Source organism: Massilia rubra (assembly GCF_011682065.1).
GTDB classification, from domain to species: Bacteria; Pseudomonadota; Gammaproteobacteria; order Burkholderiales; family Burkholderiaceae_D; genus Telluria_A; species Telluria_A rubra.
In genome coordinates this window covers 446,708-470,812 of sequence record NZ_VUYU01000001.1, presented here as the reverse complement: position 1 = coordinate 470,812, position 24,105 = coordinate 446,708, and the positions used below count along the sequence as shown (strand labels likewise).

The window sequence follows — 24,105 nt, the reverse complement described above, 5'->3', positions numbered from 1 at the left end:
GGTACGATTCTCACCAATCATTTCAGTAGGAAACCTCGAATACGCAGCGCAAGCGGCCCACCCGCGTCCGCGAAGCGCACACCCGGACGACCTTGCGGCAGTCGGCGCAGGCTCATTGCGGACTCACTGCGGGCTGGGGGGCGGGGTTTCCACGCTCTCCGGTACGGGACGCGCCATGCCGGCCAGCACCGTCATCATCTGGGCATCGAGCAAGCGCGTGTCGCGCGCAGGATACGCCAGCCTGATCTGGCCGGCCTGGATCAGGGCATAAATCTTCTTGTTCACTTCCGAAATCACGCCGCCCCGGCCGTTTTCCGGGTCGCGGATCCAGAAACCGACTTCCAGGTCGTAGCCGTCGGCGCCGAATTTGCTCAGCGAGACGCCAGGCGCCGGATCTTCCAGCACCCGTTCCACGCCCTGCGGCTGCTGTTCGAGCAGGGGCATGATGACCGCCAGGTCGCTGTCGTAGGCCACGGTGATGGTGGTCGCTACCCGGATCGAGCGGTTCGACAGCGATTGATTCTGTACCGGGCCGGAAATGAGCATTTCGTTCGGCAACACCGTTTCCACCCCATCGAGCCCTTGCAGGACGGTGTAGCGGGTATTGATATGGGTGACCTTGCCGGTGAATTTATCGACCGAAATCATGTCGCCGATGGCCAGGCTGCGTTCGAGCAAGATAACGAAGCCCGACACATAATTGCTGGCGATTTTTTGCATGCCGAGGCCGAGGCCGACGCCGAGCGCGCCGCCGAACACCGACAGCACGGTCAGGTCGATGCCCACCAGCGTCAAGCTGCCGAGCACGGCAATAATGATCAACACGGCGCGGCTCATGCGTCCGATGACCGCGCGCGAGGAGGTGTGGATGCCCTGCACGCCCATCAGGCGCTCTTCCAGCGAGGCGCCGGCCCACAATGCCAGCATCAGCAGGATCACGACCGAGACCACGGCCTGGAAAATCGAGGCCAGCGACACCTTGTTTTTGCCGAGCGGCAGCTTGGTGTCGTCGAGGAATTCGAACACATCCGGCCAGAGCCCGGCGATATACAGGGCCACGGCCAGCCAGACCAGCATGGCGAAGATTTTTTCGAAGGTGAGAATGGCGGCCCCGACCGGGCCGTGGCGCGCGAACACGCGCCGCATCAGGTAGAACGCCAGGCGGATCACCGCCAGCGAGGCGAACAGCGGCAGCGCCAGGCGCAGCAGGTGCACATTGTAGCGTTCCGCCACGAACAGCAGTTTGGCGATGGCAAGAAACCCGACCACCGCCAGCGGACTGAGCACATAGGAGAAACTTTCCACCCCTATCTGCACCACCCCGTTTCCGGAGCGGCCGCGCAGCCAGGCGCGCCGGATCACGTAACCGAGCCCCCATCCAAGTACGATACAAACCGCGATGGCCCCAGCCTGGTACAAAAAGCTGGGTTTGTCGAAATCCTCGATCAGGTCGGACAGAACGTTCGATAAGGGCATGGGCTAGTCGGTGTTATGCGTCGGCGTCGGCGTCGGCGTCGTCAGCCGGCTTGTCTTTCGGCGGCTTCGGGGCCATTGGCTTGCGTTCCATCACGGCGGCGAAGAAGCCGTCGGTCTGGTGCTTGTGCGGCAGCAGCTTGAGATAGTCGCCCATGTCCAGGTCGATTTTTTGCTCAGCGAGCACTTTGCTCATCGGCACCAGATCGAACTCCGGGTGTGCGGCCAAAAATTGCGTGACGATGAACTCGTTCTCTTCGTCCAGCAGGCTGCAGGTGGCGTACACCAAGCGTCCGCCGCCCTTGAGCAGGCGCGCCGCGCCGTCCAGGATCGAGGCTTGCTTTTCCTGCATTTCGGCGACGGCTTCGACTTTCTGGCGCCATTTCACGTCCGGATTGCGGCGCAGGGTGCCCAGGCCCGAGCACGGGGCGTCGACCAGCACGCGGTCGATCTTGCCGGCCAGGCGCTTGATCTTGGTATCGCGTTCGTGCGCGATCTGCACCGGATGCACGTTCGACAGGCCGCTGCGCGCCAGGCGCGGCTTGAGCTTGGCGAGGCGTTTTTCCGAGATGTCGAAGGCGTACAAGCGGCCCGTGTTGCGCATCAGCGCGCCCAGCGCCAGGGTCTTGCCGCCGGCGCCGGCGCAGAAATCGACCACCATTTCGCCGCGCTTGGCGCCGACGATCTGGCTCAACACCTGGCTGCCCTCGTCCTGTACCTCGATCGCACCGCTCTTAAACAGCGGCAGGTTTTGCAGGGTGGGCTTTTTGAGCACGCGCAGGCCGAGCGGCGCGTACGGCATCGGCATCGCCTCGATCGGCGCTTCGGCCAGGCCGGCGACGACTTCGTCGCGCGTGGCCTTGATCGAATTGACGCGCAGGTCGAGCGGCGCGGGCTGGTTCAGGGCGTGCGCCAGGGCCAGCGTTTCGGCTTCGCCGTACTGGGCCACGAACTTGTCGAACAGCCACTTCGGCAGGTTCGAGCGCATTTGCGGCGGCATCAGGTTACGGTCGATTTGCGCGATGCGGTTCAGGAATTCGGTTTCTTCTTCGGTCAGGCCGCCCAGCGAATCGACGCCGACCGCTTCGGCCAGGCCGAGGATGGTCAGGCGGCGCATGGTCGGGCTGGAGGTCGCTTCGGCGAAGTCGGTGAAGAACGATTTGTTGCGCAGGATGGCGTAAATGCCTTCCGCCACGGCGCCGCGCTCGCGCGAGCCCAGGCGTGGGTGGTCTTTGAAGTAGCGCGACAGGGTGGTGTCGGCGGGCGCCGAAAAACGCAAGATCTCGCGCAATACTTCTTCTGTATTGGCGAGAATCGCTGGTGGCAATCTCATGGTATTCCTTGGTTAATTATGTGTTGTATCGGCGATGCGAACGTCGCCGTTGTCGATGCTGAGCCGGTCCTCGACGAACAGGCGGATCGCGCGCGGGTACAGCGTGTGTTCCTGCACCAGCACGCGCGCGGCCAGTGTGTCCGGGGTATCGCCCGGCAGCACGTCGACTTCCGCCTTGAGCACGGCCGGGCCGTGATCGAGTTCGGCGGTGACGAAATGCACCGTGGCGCCGTGCCTGGCCACGCCGGCGTCGAGCGCCTGCTGGTGGGTATGCAGGCCGGGAAACAGCGGCAGCAGCGAGGGATGGATATTGAGCATGCGCCCGTCGTAATGGGCGACAAAGCCTGGCGTGAGGATGCGCATGAAGCCGGCCAGCACCACCAGGTCGGGCGCAAAGCCGTCAATGGTGTCTTGCAGGGCGGCGTCGAACGCTTCGCGCGTGGCGAATTCCTTGTTGGCGACCACGGCGGTCGGGATGCCGTGTTCCTGGGCAAATTCGAGCCCTTTGGCGTCAGCCTTGTTGCTGATGACGGCCGCGATACGCGCCGGCCACTGCTCTTCCCGAGCAGCATGGACGACGGCTTCCATGTTGCTGCCGCGCCCGGAAATGAGGATCACAATGTTTTTCATAGCGCGCATTGTACCCTGAGCGGCTGGCCGGACCAATAAACCGGGATACAATTGTTGCAGCGCAGCACGGATGCGCTGGCGGCCCGACGCGCCGCCTGGCGCCGCAAAAGGCTTATTCGAAGGAGTAAAACACGCGGAACGGCACTTTTTTCTCGGCCCAGTAGTCGGCGGCGTCGCGGAACACGTCGAGCAGGGTTTCGCGCGCTTCCTTGTCGAATTTCTGCGTATTGGGCAATTGTTCGAGGACCACGATAAAACCCGGCTGGGCGCCGGCTTTATGAATGGTATCGGTCAGGCATTCGCGCAGGGCGTCGAAGTTCTTGCCGCAAGGCTTGGGAAAATAGAAATTCTCGGCGATGCGTCCGCACACCTGCTGCTTGGTCAGTGTATCGGCGCAATGCGCGTACAGGAAATGCTGTCCCAGCCGGACTGCTTCTTCTTGCAGTTCCACGACACGGAAGGCACGGATGGACTGCACAAGATTGGGCGGCACTGTAATCAACAAACTCATTTTTCCCTCAAGTCGTCCTGGTGTGGTCGGGTGCGTTTCAGTACTATTGTTGCCGATGCGTCGCGCTTACCGGGGAAAACGCCGATCTCCTGCTACCGTTGCCACCCGCCAATATACCCCCTAATCGTATAAGGGTAACGTTTTGTGGTTACTGAATCAACCCGAATGTGATTTGAACCACAACATTTGTAATAAATCAGAGCAATTTCTCTAGAATGACTCTAATTTGGAGGACTTGCGATGGAAGGGCGCCCGATTCCGCGACCACTTGCCGCCCGTATTCTCGCTGTTACAAATTGTTGCCATGCGGATTTCAAAATCGGGACTGACAGGACTACCATGGTGTCGTGGTTCTCAGGCTTGGAACTCAGAGCCCTCTTACATTGTCTTACCCTACAACGAGGTATCCCATGAACATGCACACCAAACTGATCGTGACAGCCCTGGGCTTTTGCGCCCTGCCGTTTGCCCAGGCCAGCGAATTCGCCGACTACGGGCGTGTGATCCGCGTCCAGCCGCGGGTCGAGCAGATCCGCCAGCCGCGCGAGGAATGCAAGACCGAGTACGTCCAGGTGCCGGTACAACAGCAGCAGCAGCAGCGTAGTGCGGGCGGCGCCATCATCGGCGGCATCGCCGGCGCCTTGCTGGGCAACCAGGTCGGCGGCGGCAGTGGCCGCGCGGCAGCCACGGCGGCCGGCGCGATCGCCGGCGCGGTGGTTGGCGACCGGGTCGACAATAACGGCCGCCCGGTGCAGGCCCAGCAGCAATACATGCAGGAACAGGCGGTGCGCCAGTGCCGCATGGTCGACGCGTACGAGTCGCGCACGACGGGCTACGATGTCACGTACGACTACCGCGGGCAGACGTACACCAGCCTGATGGACCGCGACCCGGGCCAGCGCATCCGCCTGCGCGTGTCGGTGGAGCCGGAGCGGGGGCAGTAAGTTGGGACGCTTCAACAATTCAAGAGCTTGTTAGCACCGCTAACCTCAAACCGTCATTCCCGCGCCAAGGCGGCCCTCGGCGGGAATCCAAGGCACCTTCGCTTAGCAGAGATGCCTTGGATTGCCGTGGGGGCGCCTAGCCCTGCGCGGGAATGACGGTGTTACGGGTAATGGTTTCCGCCGCATTTAGCTTGCACTCCAGTAAGCCATCCACCGATAATGGGCGATCGAATCAGGCGTCCTATGCTCATCAAACGAAAATCCATCGAACAGGCCGAATCCTCGCGCCGTCCAGCCCGTAAGCCCAAGTTTGCGCCCGTCACGCTCTCCGAACAGGACGGCGTGCGTTATCTGCATTTCGGCACCGAATGGGTGCAGGGCGCCATGCGCATCCGCAAACCCGACTGGCCCGAGCTCGAATATGCCCAGCAAATGATGGCCTGGATGCTGTTCATCGAGGCCCCGCGCGCCATCGCCCAGCTCGGCCTGGGCACGGCCACCCTGAGCAAATACTGCTACAAGACCTTTCCCGAGGCAACGGTGACGGCGGTCGAACTGAACCCGTCCGTCATCGCCATCTGCGCCTCGATGTTCAAGATGCCGCCCGAAGACGAGCGCCTGCGCGTGCTCGAAATGGATGCGCTCGACTTCGTCAACGATCCCGCCAACGCCGACGCCTTCGACGTGCTGCAATGCGACCTGTACGACGCCACCGCGCGCGGCCCGGTGCTCGACACGCCCGAGTTCTACCAGGCTTGCAACGCCTGCCTGCGCGACGGCGGCATCATGACCGTCAACCTGTTCGGCGACCATCCCAGCTTCGCACGCAATATCAAGGCGATGAAATTTGCCTTCGCCCATGTGATCTGCCTGCCGGAAGTCCACGACGGCAACGTGGTCGCCCTGTGCTTCAAGCAACGTCCGGCAATCGACCCCGAGGCGCTCGCCGCGCGCGCCGCGCAGATCGTCACGGCCACCAAACTGCCGGCCAAATCGTGGGTCAAGGGCTTGCTGGCGCCCAAGTAAGTGCCAACAGCCATCGGAGAAAACGGATTGAACGCAGAACATCACGTAGCCAGCGCGCCGCCCAAGCGGACCACCCCCAAGTCGCTCGACCTGCAGGCGATCTTTTCGTGGCTGCTGGCCGACGGCATCGTGGAAAAGGTCAACGTCAAGGCCAATTACGCGCAGGCCCAGGGCATCCTCAAAACGGCGGTGGGCTCCATGCATCCGCTCTCGGCCGTCGCGCAGTGCAAGCTGGTCTCGGCCATCGCCCCGCAGCGCCTGCTCACGCTCGACGTGCTCACCGAATGGGCTGCGGGCAAGGTCAGGCTGCCGTTTATCCGCATCGACCCGCTCAAGATCGACTTTACCAAAGTGGCCGATGTGATGACCGCGAGCTATGCCGCGCGCTTTAACATCCTGCCCATCGAACTGAACGGCACCACCCTGGTGGTGGCCACCGCCGAACCGTTCTCGGTCGAGTGGGAAGCCGAGATCACCAAGGTATCGCGGCGCAAGATCGAGCTGGTGATCGCCAACCCGCTGGAAATTTCGCAATATATTTCGCAGTTCTTCAGCCTGGCCAAGTCGATCAAGGACGCCAACAAGTCCAAGGGCCAGGACCTGGCGCTGCGCAACAACTTCGAACAACTGGTCGAACTGGGCAAGTCGAACAAGCTCGACGCCAACGACCAGCACGTGGTCAACATCGTCGACTGGCTGTGGCAGTACGCCTTCGAGCAGCGCGCTTCCGATATTCACCTCGAACCGAAGCGCGAGATTGCCTCGGTGCGCTTTCGGATCGATGGCGTGCTGCACCAGGTCTACCAGGTGCCGGCGGTGGTGATGATCGCCATGACGGCGCGCATCAAGCTGCTCGGGCGCATGGATGTGATCGAAAAGCGCCGCCCGCAGGACGGCCGCATCAAGACCCTTACCAGCGGCGGCCAGGAAGTCGAGCTGCGCCTGTCGACCATGCCGACCGCCTTTGGCGAAAAGCTGGTGATGCGGATTTTCGATCCGGAAGTGGTGGTCAAGACCCTGCCCGAGCTCGGCTTTCCGGCGGACGACGCGGCGCGCTGGGATGGGCTGACCACGCGCCCGCACGGCATCATCCTGGTGACCGGCCCGACCGGCTCGGGCAAGACCACCACCCTGTACACCACGCTCAAGGCGCTGGCCACCACCGAAGTCAATGTGTGCACGGTGGAAGACCCGATCGAGATGGTCGAGCCCTCGTTCAACCAGATGCAGGTGCAGCCCGGCGTCGACCTCGGCTTCTCCGAGGGGGTGCGGGCGCTGATGCGGCAAGATCCCGACATCATCATGGTGGGCGAGATCCGCGACCTGGCCACGGCCGAAATGGCGATCCAGGCGGCCCTGACGGGCCACCTGGTGCTGTCGACCCTGCACACCAACGATGCGCCCTCGGCCGTGATGCGGCTGCTGGAACTGGGCGTGCCGCATTACCTGCTGGAAGCGACGCTGATCGGCATCATGGCGCAGCGCCTGGTGCGCACCCTGTGCCCGCTGTGCAAGGCGCCCGGGGGCGAGCTCAACGACGATGTGTGGGAAAGCATCGGCGGCTCCTGGAATATTCCCAAGCCCGAGGTGGTGTACCGGCCGATCGGCTGTCCGGAGTGCCGCCAGACGGGTTTCCGCGGCCGTACCGGCCTGTACGAGTTGCTGACGGTGACGGAAGGCTTTACCAACATGATCGGCAAGCAGACCGACCTGGCGACCTTGCGCAAGCAAAGCGTGGACGACGGCATGAAACCGCTGCGCATCGCCGGCGCGTACAAGATCATCGAGGGGATGACCACGGCCGAGGAAGTGCTCAAAGTCACCGCCAAGCTGACCTGAACCGGGGCGCGATAACAGCTGTTGCAAAACTTCCTAGCGGAAAACGAAATCGCCAGCTATAATATTGCCTCTTTCGGGGTCGTTAGCTCAGCTGGTAGAGCAGCGGACTTTTAATCCGTTGGTCGCAGGTTCGAATCCCGCACGGCCTACCACGAATTCGCAGTAAGCAATGAAAGCAGTTGCGAGCGATCGCCACTGCTTTTTTTGACAGTTTTATGTTGTACGTTTTACCTTGGGTCGTTAGCTCAGCTGGTAGAGCAGCGGACTTTTAATCCGTTGGTCGCAGGTTCGAATCCCGCACGGCCTACCAAGATGCAAGAAAAAAGCCCACGAACGCAAGTTCGTGGGCTTTTTTTGTCTGGCACTCGTGCGCCGGCGACCTATTGGCAAGAATGACCTATGAAACAGGTTTTATTCATGTCAGTGGCTTAATGTTGTCTTTGACATCAACTTTTAATCGTTTTGCCACCTCCACGTATTTTTTCGGCAGCAGACTTTCCAGTACCAGGAATACTCGCACTTGCGGAGGTTTATCAGGGCAGTCCATGAGTGCCTGCGCTTCAAGAACGGCCTGATATTTCACGACCTGATACAGGCCGCGCTCATAATCCCGCTCAAGTCCGTCAGAGACCGCGGATTTCACTTCAACCCCGATCCACCAATCATCCGACTTAAAGAAAACGTCAATTTCATCGCCGGATCGCAACACATATTCGTTCGATGAGAACCATGACGCGTCGGCGCCGACCAGTTCCGGGTGGTTCTTCACGAATAGTTTAAGCGCCTTGTGTTGCTCCGACTCGCCGCCGCCCCAACCACCGCCAGCGTTTTTCTTATTCTCACTATCAACGGCGGGCACCGGATCCAAACCGAGACGCTCGAGGACTTCATTCCACCTGTCGCCAAATCGAATGATTTTTTCATGCTCATTCGCCAGTTTCGACCGCTTCTCCGCCAAAATCAACTGCTCGTATCCGATCCATCGCTCCTTGACACCAATCCCTGGCAATCCCTTATTGGGGCCTTGCCCTGCGACCACTATTGTCGTCAGATACGGGATGGGCTGGGACCAATTGAGGTCGACGCCCTCGATCATCGATGTCACACGACTGAGAACGTGGCCAAGGCCGCGCGCCCACGGTTCGCCATGCTTGTTCAGACGGCCCAAGCTTCCGGCAAGTTCCTTATAGGTCAACGTCTCCATTAATTGATCGTTTTGCTTGAGCACATGGGCGATTAGAATGGGGAGGCAACGCTTTGCATACGTTTCCGTAGACGCCTTCTCATGTTCATCCTGGGCGAAAAGCACAAGATCATCATCAGCGTCTTCATCCTCTTCATTACTATCATTTTGATCTGGGATTTCGTCAGGAATTCCCACCTTCCGCTGCGCTGTAGTCATGCCGGGAAAATCCCCGCGCGGACTGACTAATTCGTACAAATAGGCTGGCTGCAGTGGCCCCTCCTGCCTCATCCGGCCAAAGGCCTCCTCCACTCTCAATCGTTCCAGCATTGCCGCCTCCGAAAAATCGAAGATTCGCTTGAGCTCATGGGCGCGATCCAAATAAAAATATTTCACGCTTCTTGCGTCAGGTTCATTCGTGTGGAAATGAGGCTCCGCTTCATAGCCAACTACCCGCAGCCGATCTTTCGCTGCCCTTCGCAAATTCTGGTCGGCTTGCGCGCCGTGCTTCACGGCGGGACCCTTCCACAATTTCATCTTTCCACCAATCTTTACAAACTTACGCACTTTGGCCCCAAGAGGGTCAAACACGCTAACGATCTCATCCGTCCAAAGCGTGCAAACGAGAATGTCGTCGCTTCCAAAAGCGTTCCAGGGTGTATCAAGCTGTGCGTATCCCTTTCCCCGCGCATGAGTATTCAAACCACACGTCATCAGCCAAAATTCATGACAGCTTTTCTCGATTCGTTCATTCACTGGCGTGACTCCATATTGGGGGAAAGACATGTGACAACTATGACATGTCGCGGCATAGCAAAGCAACAGCCAATTTCCCTTGATTCAAGTAGCGCAAAGCGGGAAAGGGAAATTTAGCGACTTGGAAGAATCGTTGCAAATATGCCATGAGCGATCTGCTTCGAAGATGATTCAATGCCCCCACGTCGCAGCGCGGATATGTGCGCCTGCGCCGTCGTCTATTTGTTTTGAAAATACAGAACGATCAGGCCCAACGGTGCGACGAAGACTGCAATCCCCAGCACAATCGCTAGCACCAACAGATTCCAGAGCAGCAGCACGACCACGCTCACGTAGTAGGTGCCGTCACCGCGGAGCAAACCGAACACGCTGGAAACGAAGTGCCGCGCATACGGATAGAGCACGACATTGGCGATCATCAGGGCATACATCGGCCACAGAATCCCGAATTCGCCTTTTTTGGACAACATGAAGTTGAAGATGATCGCCGTGGGAATCAGCGCATAGATGAACTGCCGGACGTAATAGGCGGGCCGCAAGCCGAAAAACGTTCTTGAAATAATGGGGTGCATTGAATACTCCGAAAATGATCTGCTCGCTGCGCCCATCATGGCGATGGCTTGCCAACGGGCTTGCTACCTTGCAAAGTGTTGCATGTTTGCCATGCCGCCGTCAAATCGATTTGTCGATACGAGGGCAGCTCACGACCAAGGGGGCACAAACGCCCCGTTGGTGCGCTACGGCGCCAATGCGACTGACGGCCATCAAGGCCGCCTTTGACCGCTATTTTTTCGCCGCCGCTGCGCGCTTTTCCCAAAAACTGGCATTCTTGATACCCAGCTTGATCGGGTCGAAGGAAATCGCGCCGCCGGCCTTTAACTGGGCTTCGTAATCGCGCAGGCACAGCATGGTCGGTTTGGCCATGAAGAAAATGATCAGGATGCCGATGATGTTAATCCACGCCATGATGCCGACACCAATATCGCCGAGATTCCAGATATAGCCCGCGCTATTGATCGTGCCGTAAGTCACCATCGCCATGATCACCAATTTCACCATGACCAACGGCACGCCGCGCTTGAAAAAGCGGTTCAGGTAGGCGATATTGGTTTCCGCAATATAGTAGTAAGCAATAATGGTCGTGAAGGCGAAGAAGAACAGTGCCACGCCGACAAACATCGGACCGAAGCCGCCGAAAGCCGACTGCAGCGCCATCTGGGTAAATGCCGCCGAACCTATTTCGGTACTGGCAGGCAGGTTTTGCACGATAAACTGGCCATCGGGCAGCGTCCCCTGGACGTTGTACTGATTGGTAATCAAGATCATCAAGGCAGTGGCAGTGCAGACCAGCAGGGTATCGACGTAAATCGAAAACGCCTGCACCAGCCCCTGCTGGGCCGGGTGCTCGGTTTCCGCTGCGGCCGCCGCATGGGTTCCCGTCCCCTGCCCGGCTTCGTTGGAATAGACACCGCGCTTCACGCCCCAGCCGATGGCAGCGCCAAAACCGGCTTGCGCCGTAAATGCATCCGAAAAAATCAGGCTGAAGACGCCGGGCAGCTTCTCGATGTTCATTCCGACAACAACCAGCGCCAGCACGATATAGCCGAGCGCCATGAAAGGCACGACGTATTCGGTAAATTGCGCAATGCGCTTGATGCCGCCGAAAATGATCACCGCCAGCAGCACCAGGATGGCGCCCAGGCCGATCAGTTTATGGGTTCCCACCGGACCCAGAACGGTGTCGACCATGTCGCCGTTGCCGAAAATCTGGGTTACGGCATTGCCGACGGCATTGGCTTGCACGCCAGGCAGGAAGATGCCGCAGGCGATGACGGACGAGATGGCAAAGGCGATGCCCAGCCAGCGCCAGCCCAGGCAACGTTCGAAGAAATAGGCCGAGCCGCCGCGATACTGGCCGTCCTCTTCCACTTTATAGAGTTGGCCCAGGGTCGACTCGGCATAGGCCGTGCTGGCGCCCAGGAAGGCCACGACCCACATCCAGAACACCGCACCGGGGCCGCCGAAACCGATGGCCGCGGCGACACCGGCGATATTGCCCACGCCAACCCGGCCGGAAAGCGAGACCGCGAGGGCCTGGAATGAGGAGATGCCGGAATCGGTGTTCTTGCGTTTGAACAGCAGCCGCAACATCTCTTTGACTTGCCTGACCTGGACAAAGCGGGTCTGGATCTAGTAAAACAAACCTGCACCGAGGCAAAGGTAAATCAATCCCTTGCTCCAGATGATGCCATTCAGACCATCAATAAAACCTTCCATTCGAACCTCTTCTCGTATGTGTGAAGCTGGACTCCCGCGCATTTGGCAGGGAGCATCAATGACAACTGGAAGAAAAGCAATGTCTGCGCCAGCCTGGAGGGAACGTTTGATACAGGCGGCAACCAGGCATGCGGATTCGCATTTTAAGTGATTAGTTCCAAGAAAGACATGATTTGGCCTGTTTGTCGACGTCGGGATGGCATGTCTATACAGCCTTCATCAAGAGCAAGGATTCGCCGCTTTCGCGGCAAACCCTACCTAAAAACGTGCACGCCCTGCCCTGTTCAGGCGCTTACCACTTCATCTCGCCCTTGCTGACCTTGGCGCCGATATCGAGCGCCAGGCCCGGAGGCGCGTCGGGATAGGCGCTCTTCATGCGCGCAATCAGCTCGGCGCTGTTGGCCGTCGCCGCCAGCGTTGTCTCGTAACGCTTGAGGTAGCCTTGGGTGTAGGCGATGCTGCCCTGGTCGAGTTGCGTGCCCGCCTTCATGTGCCCCGGAATGACCACGGCCGGTTTCAGCGCGGCCATTTCCTCAAGCTGGGCGCTCCACGCGCTGCGCTGCGCCGCCGTTGGCGCATCGGCCATCCACAAGTGCAAGTTGCCGAACACGCCGATGGTGCCGGTGACGGTCTTGATCGATGGAATCCACACATACGGACGATGCGCCAGCGCGCCTTGCGTGCCGCGTACTTCGACCGCCTGGCCATCGACCGTGAGCGTCATGTTGTGCAGCGCGGTCGGCAGGCTGGTCGCGGCTGGGGCGTTGACACCCATCTTGGGGGTCCAGAAGGCTACCTTGGCCGCCATCTTTTCCTTGATTTTCTCGATCACTTGCGGCGTGGCGACCACTTGCGCCTTGGGGAAAATCTGCTTGAGCGTGTCCACGCCGAAGTAGTAATCCGGATCGGCCTGGCTGACCAGGATGGTGGTGAGCTGCTTGCCGCTGTCGAGCACGTTGGCGGCAATGCGCAGCGCGTCGGCGCGGGTGAAGCCGGCGTCGATCACCATCGCTTCGGTCTCGCCATAAATCAAGGTCGAATTGACGTTGAAGCTGGCGCCATCGGCGTTGTAGACCTTCGTTTGCAGGGCGGGCGCGGCCAGCGCATTGGTAAAGACCAGGGTCAGGGCGGCGGCAATGGCGGTGGTGCGGAACATAGTGACTCCAATAAAGTTGTTGTACGGAAGCGGCCAGTGTAATGATGTCTTTAGCGCCGATAAACGGGTTAAACTGCGCATGACTGTTTCATGGATCGAACAAATGGATCGAATCACAGCAATGCGTGTCTTCATCGAGGTGGCCACCAGCGGCAGCTTCAGCGCCAGCGCGGACAAGCTCGACATGTCGCGGGCCATGGTCACGCGCTATGTGTCGGAAATGGAAAAATGGCTGGGCACGCGCTTGCTGCAACGGACGACGCGGCGCGTCACGCTCACCGATGCCGGCGAGAACTGCTTGCGGCGCAGCCAGCAGATGCTGTCCTTAAGCGAAGAGATGGAAGAAGACACCGCCAGCGGCGGCGAGCTGCGCGGACAGTTGCGCGTCACCTGCAGCATGTCGTTCGGACACGCGCAGCTGGCGCAGGCGCTCACGCGCTTTTTGGAGCGCCATCCGCGCCTGCATATCGATCTCAACCTGAACGAAGGCGCGCTCAACCTGGTGGAAGCACGGATCGACCTGGCCATCCGCATCAGCAGCGAACCGTCGCCCCTGCTGATCGCGCGCCCGCTGGCGCAATGCGATTCCATGCTGGTGGCCGCCCCGGCCTACCTGGATACGCACGGCGCGCCGGCCGCGCCACGGGAACTGGAAAGCCACCGCTGCCTCAGCCATGCCAATGTGGGGCGCAACATCTGGTCGTTTGCGCGCGATGGGGAGTCGACCGAGGTCGATGTGCTCAGCTATTTCAGCGCGAATGACGCCACCGCCCTGCTGGCCTCGGCGCTGGCCGGCGGCGGCATCGCCATGCTGCCGACCTACCTCGTCAATCCGATGGTCGCCAGCGGCGCCTTGCGCCAGGTGTTGCCCGGGTGGCGCATGCCGGCCCTGACGATTTATGCGATTTATCCGTCGCGCCGGCAATTGTCGCCGTCGGTGCGCGCGCTACTGGATTTTTTGGTGGACCACTTCGCCGTCCTGCCGTGGTGAGGCCGGCACGCGTGCGTGTGGAGAAACCCGCACGCCGCTACTGGCGGCCCGGACACGCTGCCAAGCCAGGGATCAGTGAGCGCGACAGCCGCGTCGCTCACCGGGAAACAACGCTTGTCTATCCTTCGATATCGGTGGGAATCCCGAATTCGTCGTGATTGCCGCGCCGCAAGGCCGGTTTGGTCAGCACGCGCAAGGACACACTGATGTGGACCGAGTTGTCAGACAGATACTCCGCAGCGCCTCCGGTCCCCAGCATGGCTTGCAAAATGATGCCGACCTCGACTTTTTGCGCGGTGAGGGTATCGCCGCGCCCGATCACGCGCAAGGGGCGCACCGGGGCCGCCAGGGCCGTGGCGACGGCAATGGGATCGTTACTGGCCGGAACAGTTCTGTTCAGGACCGCATCATCGAGTTCAGCGAAAATTTTCATTCTGGGGATACTAAGGTTGATCTTACATGTGGTCGGTTCGCCAACACGCATAGACAGAGGTCGCGAACAAGCATTGTATCTTATACATCTTCATTAAATAAATGCAACTGAACAGTGCATACAAGCCAACTTTGTTGCTCTAATGCGCTATGATGGCTGACAGACATCCGGATCAGCTCATCCATTTGAGCACAAAAAACGCCATGCAAATACCAAAAAGAGTGTTCCAGCTTGCGAAACAACCCGCACTGTCGGGTTTTCGTGTCCTCGCCGCCAAAACCATCGCCGAGGCCGGCGCTACCCTGGACAAGGCCTTGCAGGGCAAAGGCGGGGCCGACGTGCGCCTGATGACCAATGCCCGCTACATCTTGCGCCAGAACGCCGTTCTGTTGCAGGAGCGCATGGAGCATCACTTCGCCAGCTACCTCGAGCGCGCCATGGACACCATGTACATGGACACCCGCGCCAGCATCGACGACATCAGCGCCGACAACCTGACCCTGATCGAGGACGATGTGGTCACGCGGCAAATCGAAATCGACCGCCTGGTGATGCGCCTGCGCGACGCCGACCAGCCCAGCCTCGGGCGCCTGAACCTGATGATTGCCCAGTTGCATGGCGATGGCGACGTGCGCGAGCGCGAAAACCCCTTCCGCCCGTACCTGCTGGCGCGCTCGCTGCACGAGGCGCTGCGCCAGTGCGTCATGGACGAGGCACAGTCGAAAGTGCTGTTCGACACCCTCTCGCTGGCGATGGTGCATTGCCTGCAAGGATACTACGTTGCAATAGAAGAAGTATTCGAATCGCGTGGCATTTCCACCAAACTGACCGCGCGTCCGACCGCGCTCACCCGTGCCCAGCGTGACCGGCTTGCCTGGCAAAAGGCGGCGGAGCAGCTGATCGCGCACGGTCCCGCCAGCGGGCGCGCTGTCGCGCCGGCGGCACACCCGTCCAATCCGCTCAAGCCGCCAGCCCAGCCGAAGCAAGCCCGCATGATGCCAGAATTGCAACGCCTGATGCAGCAGCAGCGGCAGGCGCCGGCCGCCCACGGCGCCCTGGCCCAGCGGCCCCTGCCCGACTTGCAAGAGATGGTCTGGAATGTGTTCAACCAGCCGAAAGCGGCGCGCCCGCCCCGTCACGCCCACGCGCCGGCCATGGCGGGCGATGCCAGCGGCGGGCACAGCGCCCTGGAAGCGCAACTGAAACAATTGCAGCAAGTGCGTCCGGCCCAGGCCGGCGGGATGCCCAGCCGCGAAGCGCCGGCCCCGCTCGACCTGCGCGCCAGGCTTGCCGATGCCGCCAGCAGCGAGCCGGAGCGCGTGACGATCGACCTGGTCAGCCTGCTGTTCGAATCCATCGTGCATGACGAGCAATTACCGGAAGGCGTGCGCGGCCAGCTTGGCCGCCTGCACGTCCCCTTCCTGCGCGCCGCCATGCAGGAACCGTCGATGCTGCACGACGCCCAGCATCCCGCGCGCCGCCTGCTCGACCGGATCGGCACGGTCGCGACCGGCATCACGCCCGAGATGGCTTGTTATCCCGCCCTGGAAAGCCAGATCGAAACAGTCATCGACGAGGTGCTGGACGGGTTCGACACCGACATGACAGCGTTTGCTGACGGCCAGCGCCAGCTCGACCAGTTCGTGTCGGCACTGCTGCCGCGCAGCGACCTGGGCCTGGCGCGCTGCATCGACACCCTCGGCACCCTCGAAGCGGCCAGTGCGCGCCACAGCGATGCCGCGACCGCCCTGGCGCCCTTGCTCGATCCGCTCGACCTCGATCCGCGCATCGGCAATTTCATTACCGATATCTGGAGCCGGGTGCTGGCGCATCCCGCCAGCGAGGCGAGCGCCAGCCGGGCGATGCTGGCCGAGCTGGTCTGGAGCTCCCAGGAAAAAACCACCCTGGAAGATCGCGCCGTGATGGTCAGCATGCTGCCCGGCATGGTTAAACGGGTGCGTGAAGGATTGGCCGCGGCCGGCATGGGCCAGGAAGCGGCCAAGGCCGCGCTCGATCAGTTGGTGATGGTGCACATGGATGTGCTGGGCCAACGCCAGCCGCCCTCGGCCCGCCCCGCCACCCTGGCCCAGTTGCGCGCCCATTTCGCCGCCTTCGACGGGGTGCCGCAAGCGGGCCGGGACGCGGTCAGCATCGGCCACGCCCAGCTTGAAGCGGCGCTGGCGCAGCGCGGCATCCGCGCCGACCTGTACACCGATCCGGGCAAGAGCGCGGCGCGCGCCGCCGACGAACAGGAATGGCTGGGCATGGCGCTGCCGGGCGCCGGCTTCGAAATCGCCCTCGATGGGCGCTACGTGCCGGCACGCCTGAATGCGGTGAGCCCGCGCGGCAGCCTGTACCTGTTTTCGGTCAAGGGCCAGGCCGCGCCCGCCACCTTCACCCGCGACGCCCTGCTGGCGGCGATGCAGGATGAAACCTTGCGCACGATGGAACACGCGCCCGTGTTCGAGCGCGCGGTCGAGTCGCTGATGGCTGGCGCCGAAGCGCTCAGCAACGCCTGAGCGGCCTTACAGCTGGCGCGCGGCGAAGGTATCGCATTGCGCGACCTGGCCGTTGTCGAGGCCGCGCTTGAACCAGCGCGCACGCTGTTCCGACGTGCCGTGGGTAAATGAATCCGGCACCACATGGCCTTGCGACTGGCGCTGCAAGGCATCGTCGCCGATCGCCGTTGCCGCTTTCAGCGCGGCATCCACATCGCCCTGCTCGAGGATCGCGCGCGACTGGTTGGCGTGAAACGCCCATACCCCGGCAAAACAGTCGGCCTGCAATTCCAGGCGCACCGACATCGCGTTCGCCTGTTTTTCGGTGCCGCGCTGACGCGCCTCGTCGACCTTGTCGGTCAGGCCCATCGCATGCTGCACATGATGGCCGATTTCATGGGCAATCACGTACGCCTGGGCAAACTCACCCTCGACCTTGAAGCGCTGTTCCATCAGCTGGAAAAAGCTCATGTCCAGATATACCTTGCGATCGGCCGGGCAATAGAAAGGCCCGGTCGCGCTACTGCCGGCGCCGCAGGCGGTCTGGGTGCGGCCGGAATACAGTTGCAGCGCGGGTTTCTGGTAGGTGCCGCCCTGCTCGCGGAACAATTTCGTCCACACATCCTCGGTATCGGCCAGCACCACGCGCACGAACTTCGAGCCGCGGTCGCTGGCTGGCTCGCCCGGCGCCTGGCTTTGCTGTTGCTGCACCGGCGCCTGTCCGCCTCCGCCCCCGCTCATGATGTTCAGGATGGTCATCGGGTTGACCCCGAAAATCCAGCCACCGACCAGGGCGATGACGATCGACCCGATGCCGATCGAGCGTCCGCCGAAGCCAAAACCGCCCCCGCCGCCGCCGCCGCCCGAACCGCGCACATCTTCCACGTTGTCGCTTTCGCGATTACCTTCCCATTTCATGTTCTGCTCCACAATGCATTTTGTTAATCTTATAATGACTTTACGCTGAAAGCCAATTTCCTGGCGCACACAGTGAGTTTCCAGTTCGCGTTGCGCGACAACCTGCCCCCGCCTGCCACCATGACCGAGACGTCCGCCCACTTTCTCCTTGCCGCCGCCGGCCTCAGTGCCGCTGCGGCCCTCCTCCACATTGCCTGCATCGCCGGCGGCCCCGACTGGTATCGCGCCCTCGGCGCGGGCGAGCCGATGGCCCGCATGGCCGCCTCCGGTTCCTGGTATCCCGCCATCGTCACCGCCGCCATCAGCGCCGTGCTGCTGGTCTGGGCCGCGTACGCGCTGGCCGGCGCCGGCGTGCTGCCGCGCTTGCCATGGATGCGCGTCATCCTGTGCGCCATCACCACCGTGTACGTGGTGCGCGGCCTGGCCTTTGTGCCGATGTTGATCCTGATGCCGGGTCGCAGCCTGGTGTTCTGGGGCTGGAGCTCGGCCATTTGCCTGGGCATCGGCATCGTGCACGTGCTCGGCCTGCGCCAGGCCTGGGCCTCGCTGTGAGCAAGCGAGGCCATGAGCCGGGCGGGCGCGCGCCGCGGCCATGATCGAGATCGTAGTGCGCGTGCTGCTCATGCCACCGATGAGCCTGATCGTGCTGATCCTGGCCGGCTACGCCCTGCGGCGACGCTGGCCACGCTGCGGGCGCGCCGTCAGCCGGCTGGGACTGGCCGCCCTGCTGGTGCTGTCGACCAATGCCGGCTCGCTGCTGCTGGTGTGGCCCCTGGAACAACGCACGGCGCCGCTGGCCGACGCCCTTCACAGCGGCGCCCAGGCCATCGTGGTGCTGGCTGCCGGCAACGTGCATGCCGCGCCCGAGTACGGCGGCGCCGATATTCCCGACGACATCGCCCTGCTGCGCCTGCGCTACGCCGCGCACCTGCAACACGCCACCAATCTGCCGCTGCTGGTCAGCGGCGGCAATGGCGAGCCGGACAAAGGTATTCCACCCAAGGCCGTCACCATGGCGCGCGCCCTGCGCGACGATTTCCGCACACCGGTCGCCTGGACCGAAGAACGCTCGGCCGACACCACCCAGAACGCCCTCTACAGCGCGGCCATTCTCAAGGCGGGCGGGGTGCGGCGCGTGCTGCTTGTTACGCACGCCATGCACATGCCGCGCGCCGAGCGCGCCTTCCGCGCCGCCGGCCTGGACGTCGTGCCGGCGCCGACCATGTTCTATTCGCGCAGCACGCTCTCGCCGCTGATGTTCGTGCCCGGCTGGAGCGGCATGTTCCGCTCGTACTACGCCACCCACGAATGGATCGGCCTGGCATGGCAGCGCCTTCACTGACCGGCCCGGTCCACGCACGGCCGCACTGAGCGGGCGGACGCACGCGAGCCCCTTCGATCGCCCTGGCGCGGCTGTCTTAGCCGGCCGGACTGTCGCGCACCCGGTCGAGCAGCCCGCCCAGCATGTCCAGCGGCAGCGGAAACACAATCGTCGTGCTCTTGTCGCTGGCCAGGGTGCCCAGGGTTTGCAGGTAGCGCAGCTGCATCGCACCCTGCTGCTTGGCCAGCACGTTGGCCGCCTGCATCAGCTTTTCGGACGCCTGCAATTCTCCTTCCGCGTGGATGACCTTGGCGCGCCGCTCGCGTTCCGCTTCCGCCTGGCGGGCGATGGCGCGCACCATCGATTCGTCCAGGTCGACGTGCTTGATTTCGACATTGGCCACCTTGATGCCCCAGGCGTCGGTCTGGGCGTCGAGCACCTGCTAAGTAAGTGTGCAGAAATTATTGTGATTTATAGCGAACAGAAGCGGATGCCTTGCAAGGCGCACGCCGCGACGCAGTGCGAGCACTGCTAGCGGTGGGCAACACAGCAAGGCGCCGCTTATGGAAGCTAGAAATCACAAGAATTTATGCGCACTTACTTAGATATCGATGTTGAGACGCTCGCGCGGATCGTTGGTGCGCTCGCGCTGTTTGCGCCCTGCCCTGCCCGGATCGGGAGCGCTGTCGGGCGGCGCATCGGGGTCGGCGTCCGCGCCCCCGGGCCCGCCCAGTTGCACCGGGGTGGCCGCGCCCAGGTTGGTGCCGGGCGCCATGGCGGCGATGTGGCTGGCCATCAGGATGAAGGTGCCGGCGCTGGCCGCGCGCGCGCCCGGCGGCGCCACGTACACCGCCACCGGCACGGGCGAGCCCAGGATGGCCTTGACGACGGTGCGCATCGACGTGTCCAGCCCGCCCGGCGTATCGAGTTCGATGATCACCAGCTGGTGGCCGTCTTGCGCGGCGCGCGCGATGCCGCGCGCGAGATAATCGGCGCTGGCCGGGCCGATGGCGCCATCGACCGTGAGCAGGGTTACCGGGGCCAGGGCGGCGGCGGACGGCGTCCACAGCAGGAGAAAGAGCAAGGTGGCGCACGCGATCATCGGGCGCAGCAGGGCCAGCGGCCCGGGACCGGCAACAGCCAACCACGCATGCGCAATGCGCCTCATCGCTCCCCCCGACATGGGACCCCTGTCCCTGCCTGGGGTTAGAAGCTGCGAACGCGCTTTGGTTCCGCCGATCGAAGAAGAAGAGAAAAAAGAAGGAGTGCCTTACACCAGCAGCGCGGCGCTCATCGACTTGACTTCGTCGGCCGACTCGTCAAGGATCGATTGCAGGGTATCGTTGTCGATGACGAAGTCGAGCACCGAATCGGCGTGCTCGGGCAAGGGCTCTTCCGGCACACCGAGCGGCGAGCGGACCGGTGCGAACTGATTGGCCAGCAACAAGGTGTCGAGCAAGGTGCTCGGCGGCATGGTCAGCCAGCCATCGCGCAGGGCCAGGATGGCCTGGGTGACGGTCTCGGGAATCGCCAGTTTTTTCAGCACTTCGCGGCTGACGACTTCCTCGCACAACTCGGCCCATTTTTCGGGATCGTCGTCGAGCAGGCCCGGAAATTCATCGGCGCGCGAGAGCAGGTAAAACCCGCCCACCTCGTGCACGATGGCGGCGAACATGGCCGTATCGGGATTGACGAACGTCACGCGGCGCGCCAGCACCTGGGCCAGCGCCGCCACATGGGCGGTGTGTTCCCACAGCTGCTCGGCCTTGGCGCGCAACCCCGGGTCGACGATGCGGCTGCCGAACTGGCGCACCACAAGGCTGGCCACCAGGGTCTGCAAGCTGCGGTAACCGACCCGCATGACGGCCGCGCGCACATTCGTGATCGGGGTGTCGCCATTGCGGTTGAAAGCGGCCGAGTTAGCCAGCGCGACGGTGCGCGCGGCCAGTTGCGGCTCGCCCAGCACCAGCTTGATGGCGTCTTCAATATGACAATCGGGATTGTCGAGTGCAAGTTGCAGGCGCAAGGCGGCGTTCACGCTGGTCGGGAGGGTAATCTCCCCGCGTGCGGCTTGCGCGGCAATATATCCAAAGGCTTCTAGTCTGTTCACAGGAAAATTATACAGTGGGGCGGGGGCGCCGCGATGGATTGCAGCAACAAAGCCCCGCACAGTGCAGCAATGCAACAGAATCGCATTGTCGCACCGCACGGGGCCGCTGTTTTCTGCCGGCCGGCCCGCTGTGCGCGGGTCCGGCCCCGGTAGCGCTCGGCTTACTTGACCTTGATCGCGCTCTTGACCGAGGTCACGCCATCGACGCTCTTGGCCAGGCGCACGGCTTTCTCGGCATCGGCCTTGGAATCGACGAAGCCGCTCAGCATGACCACGCCTTTTTCGGTTTCCACGTGGATGGCCATCGATTTCAGTTCCGGTTCCTTGAAGATGTCGGCTTTGACTTTGGTAGTGATCACGGAGTCGGCCACGACAGCACCGGTTTTTTCGGCGGCGCGGTCCATCTTGGGCGCCATGGCGTCGGCGGCGCGCTCGGTTTTGTCGGCCATGCTGTCGATCGCGCGTTCGGTTTTGGCAGCCATGGTGGCGCCGGCGGCACGGGTTTTTTTGGCGGCGTCGCCGACCGCGTCGGCGGTGCGCTGGCCGGCCGTGTCGGCAGCCATCTCGGTGCGGTTGGCAACAGCGCCGGCGGTGGTCGCGCTGCGGTTGTTGTTATCGACCAGGCAGCCGGTGTTCGGGCTGCCCGCTACCTGGGCGCATTTGTCCACGGCGGCCGCTTTGGTGGCGTCGGTGGTGGTGGTGCGGGTAACCGGGCTCATGGTGTCGGTGCTGGCGACCTGGATGTTGCGGTCCGCCTTGACGTCGGCCAGCGCCGCCGTGTGGACCGCGCGCGCATTGCTCATGCAGCTGTCTTTTTCGGCGCCGCTGGTGTCGGCGCATTTGACCTTGGCCAGCGAGTAATCGGCATTGGCCAGTTCGGTGCGGGCCTTGCTGCGGCCTTTGAGGGTGTTGTTGTAATCGGTCAGGGCGGCCAGGTCGGCGCGCGCGCGCGTGACCTTGGCTTCTTCCATGCACAGGTTGCGGGCGTTGCCGCTCATGTCCTTGCACTGGGCGGAGGCGAGCTTGTAGTCGGCGTCGGCCTTTTGCGTCATCGTGCGGTAAGTCGCGGTATCGGTCTTGGTGGTCGTCTCGGCGGCATAGGCGCTGGCGAAAGCGGCGCTGAGGGCGGTGGCAAGCAATGTGGCGACGATAGGTTTCATGGTGGTCCCTTTAAATGTATGGTTGTTGGTAGACGGATTTAACATCCTAACCACTCGCAACATCTGTGCGACAACGTACATACGGGCGTAAAAGGACTATCGATATCTGTTTAATCGCTCATCGACCTGGGCAAAAAGATTCTCGTTGGCATCTTGCGGCCCCTCGGCGATGGCGCGTTCGAGCAGGGCGACCGTGTCGTGCTTGGGCTCGCGGAAACGGGTGCGCACGCGCAGCATTTCATTGACCAGCGCGGTATACCGCTCGGGGTGATAGCGCGCGATCCAGGCCACGGCGGTCATGTCGGCGTAGGCTTCCTCGGTACGGATGCGGCGCGCGAACCAGTCGCGCACGGGTCCGATCCAGGCGACCACGGGCAGCAGTTTTTCGTTATGGGGAAAGCCGTTCAGGCGGCGGTGGCAGTGACCGACTTCATGCATCGCCGCGCCCGCCAGAAAGGTGTCGAGCAAGTCGGGGGCGATCATCGCGCTGAGCTTGTCGGCGGTTGGATTGTTGCTGGCCGAAACGATCAACGTGCAGCGGCCGTTTTCGCTGGCCAGCCCGACCGGCGTGTGGCCCGGCAAACCGTTGCCGTCAACTATTTCCAGCTCGATCGGCATGCCCTGCGCACGGCCGTAGGCGACCGCTTGCGTGGCGGCGGCGATCCACTGGGCTTCGGTGGCCGGCGCGGCCCACGCCGCCGGGCCGGCCAGCGCCAGCAACACGGCGGCGCAGAGCTTATTCATCGTTGAGCAATCCGGCTTGCCACATGGTCACGGCATCATCGAACGGGGTGGCGCCACGGCCGAAGCCGTCGGCATTCTTCGCCAGGCGCACCCAGGTGCGCGTATCGTGGCCGCTGCGTTCGGCCGGCACCGCGTCGCGCAGGGTCGACAGCCAGGCGTACACGCGGCCATACTCGGCCGGATGCTGGCGCTGGACCCACGACAGCGCGACCAGGTCGGCAAAACCTTCTTCACGCCGCATCTCGCGCATGGCTTTCGATTCGGCCAGCAAGCTCGTGTCCTGCGCCTGTTCGTCACCGGTTTCGACGAAGCCGGCCGGCAGGGCATGCCACACGCCCTGCACGTAACGCCAGCAATGGCCGATCTCGTGGGCCGCCATGGTTTCGATCAGCAACGCACGCTCGGCTTGCGGCACCGTGTTGAGAATGTTTTCGGCAGCCGGGTTGCCGCGCAGCGACAGCACCAGCTTGCAGCGGCCGTCGACAAAACCCATCGCCAGCGGCACATCGCCGGGACGGGCTTTCGGTTGCACGGTGATATCAATTGGCAAGTTGATACGTTGCGAATACGCCAACACGGGAGCGGCGGCATTCAGCCAGCGCGTTTCCAGCTCGGTCAGGGCGGCGCCGGAGGCGGCAGCAGCGGGAATCAGGGTGAGACCGGCGAGCAGTGCGGTCAAAAGGTGCTTGAACATGGCGTTTCCTCAGGAGGTCTATAAGTGCCTAAGAGCAATAATATAGACCTCTGGAACGCTTTGGGAAAAATATCTTTCCTTGTGGAAAATTCTCAACATGGCGCTATG

General features: G+C 62.3%; 22 protein-coding genes, 2 tRNA genes and 1 pseudogene. 9 read left to right on the top strand and 16 right to left on the bottom strand.

Features of this window, described 5'->3' with window-relative positions:
- Positions 1-123 precede the first annotated feature (123 nt).
- The 4 genes from F0185_RS02005 to F0185_RS01990 all read right to left on the bottom strand — a co-directional run bounded on the left by F0185_RS02005 (position 124) and on the right by F0185_RS01990 (position 3,947).
- Positions 124-1,476 (bottom strand): mechanosensitive ion channel family protein, encoded by a 1,353-nt coding sequence (locus tag F0185_RS02005; protein ID WP_167221086.1) that lies wholly within the window; start codon positions 1,474-1,476, stop codon positions 124-126.
- A gap of 13 nt (positions 1,477-1,489) precedes the next feature.
- The gene (locus F0185_RS02000; protein WP_167221084.1) at positions 1,490-2,806 is read right to left on the bottom strand and encodes an RsmB/NOP family class I SAM-dependent RNA methyltransferase; all 1,317 of its coding nucleotides are present in this window, start codon (positions 2,804-2,806) and stop codon (positions 1,490-1,492) included.
- A gap of 12 nt (positions 2,807-2,818) precedes the next feature.
- Entirely contained in the window at positions 2,819-3,436 is a 618-nt protein-coding gene (purN, locus tag F0185_RS01995; protein ID WP_167221082.1) for a phosphoribosylglycinamide formyltransferase, read from the bottom strand.
- A gap of 112 nt (positions 3,437-3,548) precedes the next feature.
- Positions 3,549-3,947 (bottom strand): barstar family protein, encoded by a 399-nt coding sequence (locus F0185_RS01990; protein WP_166896751.1) that lies wholly within the window; start codon positions 3,945-3,947, stop codon positions 3,549-3,551.
- A 410-nt stretch (positions 3,948-4,357) separates the two neighbouring features.
- Here F0185_RS01990 and F0185_RS01985 point away from each other — a divergent pair, with 410 nt between their 5' ends.
- From F0185_RS01985 to F0185_RS01965, 5 genes are all read left to right on the top strand, one after another.
- Entirely contained in the window at positions 4,358-4,891 is a 534-nt protein-coding gene (locus F0185_RS01985; protein WP_167221080.1) for a YMGG-like glycine zipper-containing protein, read from the top strand.
- A 243-nt stretch (positions 4,892-5,134) separates the two neighbouring features.
- Complete coding sequence (locus F0185_RS01980; RefSeq protein ID WP_167221078.1) at positions 5,135-5,917, top strand: spermine/spermidine synthase domain-containing protein; 783 nt, start codon at positions 5,135-5,137, stop codon at positions 5,915-5,917.
- A 27-nt stretch (positions 5,918-5,944) separates the two neighbouring features.
- The gene (tfpB, locus tag F0185_RS01975; RefSeq protein WP_167221076.1) at positions 5,945-7,756 is read left to right on the top strand and encodes a type IV pilus assembly ATPase TfpB; all 1,812 of its coding nucleotides are present in this window, start codon (positions 5,945-5,947) and stop codon (positions 7,754-7,756) included.
- 76 nt (positions 7,757-7,832) lie between these two features.
- Positions 7,833-7,908: transfer RNA gene (locus F0185_RS01970), tRNA-Lys, on the top strand.
- 82 nt (positions 7,909-7,990) lie between these two features.
- A tRNA-Lys gene (locus tag F0185_RS01965) sits at positions 7,991-8,066 on the top strand.
- 105 nt (positions 8,067-8,171) lie between these two features.
- Here F0185_RS01965 and F0185_RS01960 read toward each other — a convergent pair.
- From F0185_RS01960 to F0185_RS01945, 4 genes are all read right to left on the bottom strand, one after another.
- The gene (locus F0185_RS01960; protein ID WP_167221074.1) at positions 8,172-9,695 is read right to left on the bottom strand and encodes a hypothetical protein; all 1,524 of its coding nucleotides are present in this window, start codon (positions 9,693-9,695) and stop codon (positions 8,172-8,174) included.
- A 218-nt stretch (positions 9,696-9,913) separates the two neighbouring features.
- Positions 9,914-10,267 carry a hypothetical protein gene (locus F0185_RS01955; protein WP_167221072.1) on the bottom strand — a complete coding sequence of 118 codons (354 nt, stop codon included), beginning with the start codon at positions 10,265-10,267 and terminating at the stop codon, positions 9,914-9,916.
- A gap of 211 nt (positions 10,268-10,478) precedes the next feature.
- Positions 10,479-11,885, bottom strand: coding sequence for an alanine/glycine:cation symporter family protein (locus F0185_RS01950; RefSeq protein WP_370663961.1), 1,407 nt, complete (start codon positions 11,883-11,885; stop codon positions 10,479-10,481).
- Between the two features lie 379 nt (positions 11,886-12,264).
- Positions 12,265-13,209, bottom strand: coding sequence for an MBL fold metallo-hydrolase (locus F0185_RS01945; RefSeq protein WP_502572706.1), 945 nt, complete (start codon positions 13,207-13,209; stop codon positions 12,265-12,267).
- 22 nt (positions 13,210-13,231) lie between these two features.
- Here F0185_RS01945 and F0185_RS01940 point away from each other — a divergent pair, with 22 nt between their 5' ends.
- A complete protein-coding gene (locus F0185_RS01940; protein WP_167221069.1) occupies positions 13,232-14,119 on the top strand; it encodes a LysR family transcriptional regulator in 888 nt (295 codons plus the stop codon).
- Positions 14,120-14,237: 118 nt separating this feature from the next.
- On the opposite strand, the gene F0185_RS01935 is transcribed toward F0185_RS01940, so the two are convergent.
- The gene (locus tag F0185_RS01935; protein WP_167221067.1) at positions 14,238-14,552 is read right to left on the bottom strand and encodes a hypothetical protein; all 315 of its coding nucleotides are present in this window, start codon (positions 14,550-14,552) and stop codon (positions 14,238-14,240) included.
- A gap of 203 nt (positions 14,553-14,755) precedes the next feature.
- Here F0185_RS01935 and F0185_RS01930 point away from each other — a divergent pair, with 203 nt between their 5' ends.
- Complete coding sequence (locus F0185_RS01930) at positions 14,756-17,071, top strand: DUF1631 family protein (RefSeq protein ID WP_167221065.1); 2,316 nt, start codon at positions 14,756-14,758, stop codon at positions 17,069-17,071.
- 6 nt (positions 17,072-17,077) lie between these two features.
- On the opposite strand, the gene ypfJ is transcribed toward F0185_RS01930, so the two are convergent.
- Entirely contained in the window at positions 17,078-17,968 is an 891-nt protein-coding gene (gene ypfJ / locus F0185_RS01925) for a KPN_02809 family neutral zinc metallopeptidase (RefSeq protein WP_167221063.1), read from the bottom strand.
- A 72-nt stretch (positions 17,969-18,040) separates the two neighbouring features.
- Here ypfJ and F0185_RS01920 point away from each other — a divergent pair, with 72 nt between their 5' ends.
- On the top strand, positions 18,041-18,520 hold the full coding sequence (locus tag F0185_RS01920) for a hypothetical protein (protein WP_370663959.1): 480 nt from the start codon (positions 18,041-18,043) through the stop codon (positions 18,518-18,520).
- Positions 18,521-18,560: 40 nt separating this feature from the next.
- Complete coding sequence (locus tag F0185_RS01915; protein ID WP_167221061.1) at positions 18,561-19,310, top strand: YdcF family protein; 750 nt, start codon at positions 18,561-18,563, stop codon at positions 19,308-19,310.
- 76 nt (positions 19,311-19,386) lie between these two features.
- Here the strand turns inward: F0185_RS01915 and F0185_RS01910 are convergent.
- From F0185_RS01910 to F0185_RS01885, 6 genes and pseudogenes are all read right to left on the bottom strand, one after another.
- A pseudogene (locus tag F0185_RS01910) lies at positions 19,387-19,731 on the bottom strand (SPFH domain-containing protein); the annotation flags it as partial.
- A gap of 159 nt (positions 19,732-19,890) precedes the next feature.
- A complete protein-coding gene (locus F0185_RS01905; RefSeq protein ID WP_370663958.1) occupies positions 19,891-20,457 on the bottom strand; it encodes a Clp protease/crotonase-like domain-containing protein in 567 nt (188 codons plus the stop codon).
- Positions 20,458-20,559: 102 nt separating this feature from the next.
- Positions 20,560-21,399, bottom strand: coding sequence for an HDOD domain-containing protein (locus F0185_RS01900; RefSeq protein WP_167221059.1), 840 nt, complete (start codon positions 21,397-21,399; stop codon positions 20,560-20,562).
- 161 nt (positions 21,400-21,560) lie between these two features.
- Positions 21,561-22,559: a BON domain-containing protein gene (locus tag F0185_RS34600; protein WP_229476661.1), complete on the bottom strand. Its 999-nt coding sequence runs from the start codon at positions 22,557-22,559 to the stop codon at positions 21,561-21,563.
- Between the two features lie 96 nt (positions 22,560-22,655).
- On the bottom strand, positions 22,656-23,303 hold the full coding sequence (locus F0185_RS01890; protein ID WP_167221057.1) for a hypothetical protein: 648 nt from the start codon (positions 23,301-23,303) through the stop codon (positions 22,656-22,658).
- Entirely contained in the window at positions 23,296-23,997 is a 702-nt protein-coding gene (locus F0185_RS01885; RefSeq protein ID WP_167221055.1) for a hypothetical protein, read from the bottom strand. The genes F0185_RS01890 and F0185_RS01885 overlap by 8 nt, the downstream gene beginning before the upstream one ends.
- Positions 23,998-24,105: the final 108 nt, after the last annotated feature.

Bases quoted from the DNA above. Each gene is read 5' to 3' on its own strand.
- F0185_RS01945 (WP_502572706.1), bottom strand. From the start codon at position 13,209: ATGCGCAGTTTAACCCGTTTATCGGCGCTAAAGACATCATTACACTGG.
- F0185_RS01930 (WP_167221065.1), top strand. From the start codon at position 14,756: ATGCAAATACCAAAAAGAGTGTTCCAGCTTGCGAAACAACCCGCACTG.
- F0185_RS01955 (WP_167221072.1), bottom strand. From the start codon at position 10,267: ATGCACCCCATTATTTCAAGAACGTTTTTCGGCTTGCGGCCCGCCTAT.
- F0185_RS01940 (WP_167221069.1), top strand. From the start codon at position 13,232: ATGGATCGAATCACAGCAATGCGTGTCTTCATCGAGGTGGCCACCAGC.
- F0185_RS34600 (WP_229476661.1), bottom strand. From the start codon at position 22,559: ATGAAACCTATCGTCGCCACATTGCTTGCCACCGCCCTCAGCGCCGCT.
- F0185_RS02005 (WP_167221086.1), bottom strand. From the start codon at position 1,476: ATGCCCTTATCGAACGTTCTGTCCGACCTGATCGAGGATTTCGACAAA.
- F0185_RS01985 (WP_167221080.1), top strand. From the start codon at position 4,358: ATGAACATGCACACCAAACTGATCGTGACAGCCCTGGGCTTTTGCGCC.
- F0185_RS01990 (WP_166896751.1), bottom strand. From the start codon at position 3,947: ATGAGTTTGTTGATTACAGTGCCGCCCAATCTTGTGCAGTCCATCCGT.
- F0185_RS02000 (WP_167221084.1), bottom strand. From the start codon at position 2,806: ATGAGATTGCCACCAGCGATTCTCGCCAATACAGAAGAAGTATTGCGC.
- F0185_RS01905 (WP_370663958.1), bottom strand. From the start codon at position 20,457: ATGAGGCGCATTGCGCATGCGTGGTTGGCTGTTGCCGGTCCCGGGCCG.
- F0185_RS01980 (WP_167221078.1), top strand. From the start codon at position 5,135: ATGCTCATCAAACGAAAATCCATCGAACAGGCCGAATCCTCGCGCCGT.
- F0185_RS01885 (WP_167221055.1), bottom strand. From the start codon at position 23,997: ATGTTCAAGCACCTTTTGACCGCACTGCTCGCCGGTCTCACCCTGATT.
- purN (WP_167221082.1), bottom strand. From the start codon at position 3,436: ATGAAAAACATTGTGATCCTCATTTCCGGGCGCGGCAGCAACATGGAA.
- F0185_RS01915 (WP_167221061.1), top strand. From the start codon at position 18,561: ATGATCGAGATCGTAGTGCGCGTGCTGCTCATGCCACCGATGAGCCTG.
- ypfJ (WP_167221063.1), bottom strand. From the start codon at position 17,968: ATGAAATGGGAAGGTAATCGCGAAAGCGACAACGTGGAAGATGTGCGC.
- F0185_RS01890 (WP_167221057.1), bottom strand. From the start codon at position 23,303: ATGAATAAGCTCTGCGCCGCCGTGTTGCTGGCGCTGGCCGGCCCGGCG.
- F0185_RS01935 (WP_167221067.1), bottom strand. From the start codon at position 14,552: ATGAAAATTTTCGCTGAACTCGATGATGCGGTCCTGAACAGAACTGTT.